The sequence below is a fragment of the Aeromonas sp. QDB25 genome (assembly GCF_027707725.1).
GTDB classification, from domain to species: Bacteria; Pseudomonadota; Gammaproteobacteria; order Enterobacterales; family Aeromonadaceae; genus Aeromonas; species Aeromonas caviae.
This window is the reverse complement of record NZ_JAPCIZ010000223.1, coordinates 1-880: the sequence shown is the minus strand read 5'-3', so window position 1 is coordinate 880 and position 880 is coordinate 1. Positions and strand designations below refer to the sequence as shown.

1 protein-coding gene is annotated in these 880 nt (G+C 60.6%); it reads left to right on the top strand.

Going from position 1 to position 880, the window contains the following annotated elements; all coding sequences use genetic code 11:
- Window positions 1–61 precede the first annotated feature (61 nt).
- A complete protein-coding gene (locus PG883_RS23590; protein ID WP_001389365.1) occupies window positions 62–826 on the top strand; it encodes an IS6-like element IS6100 family transposase in 765 nt (254 codons plus the stop codon).
- Window positions 827–880: the final 54 nt, after the last annotated feature.

Genomic DNA, 880 nt, shown 5'->3' with positions numbered 1-880 from the left:
GGCTCTGTTGCAAAAATCGTGAAGCTTGAGCATGCTTGGCGGAGATTGGACGGACGGAACGATGACGGATTTCAAGTGGCGCCATTTCCAGGGTGATGTGATCCTGTGGGCGGTGCGCTGGTATTGTCGCTATCCGATCAGCTATCGCGACCTTGAGGAAATGCTGGCGGAACGCGGCATTTCGGTCGACCATACGACGATCTATCGCTGGGTCCAGTGCTACGCCCCGGAGATGGAGAAGCGGCTGCGCTGGTTCTGGCGGCGTGGCTTTGATCCGAGCTGGCGCCTGGATGAAACCTACGTCAAGGTGCGGGGCAAGTGGACCTACCTGTACCGGGCAGTCGACAAGCGGGGCGACACGATCGATTTCTACCTGTCGCCGACCCGCAGCGCCAAGGCAGCGAAGCGGTTCCTGGGCAAGGCCCTGCGAGGCCTGAAGCACTGGGAAAAGCCTGCCACGCTCAATACCGACAAAGCGCCGAGCTATGGTGCAGCGATCACCGAATTGAAGCGCGAAGGAAAGCTGGACCGGGAGACGGCCCACCGGCAGGTGAAGTATCTCAATAACGTGATCGAGGCCGATCACGGAAAGCTCAAGATACTGATCAAGCCGGTGCGCGGTTTCAAATCGATCCCCACGGCCTATGCCACGATCAAGGGATTCGAAGTCATGCGAGCCCTGCGCAAAGGACAGGCTCGCCCCTGGTGCCTGCAGCCCGGCATCAGGGGCGAGGTGCGCCTTGTGGAGAGAGCTTTTGGCATTGGGCCCTCGGCGCTGACGGAGGCCATGGGCATGCTCAACCACCATTTCGCAGCAGCCGCCTGATCGGCGCAGAGCGACAGCCTACCTCTGACTGCCGCCAATCTTTGCAACAGAGCC

Coding starts and splice junctions, on each gene's coding strand:
- PG883_RS23590 (WP_001389365.1), top strand. CDS start 62: ATGACGGATTTCAAGTGGCGCCATTTCCAGGGTGATGTGATCCTGTGG.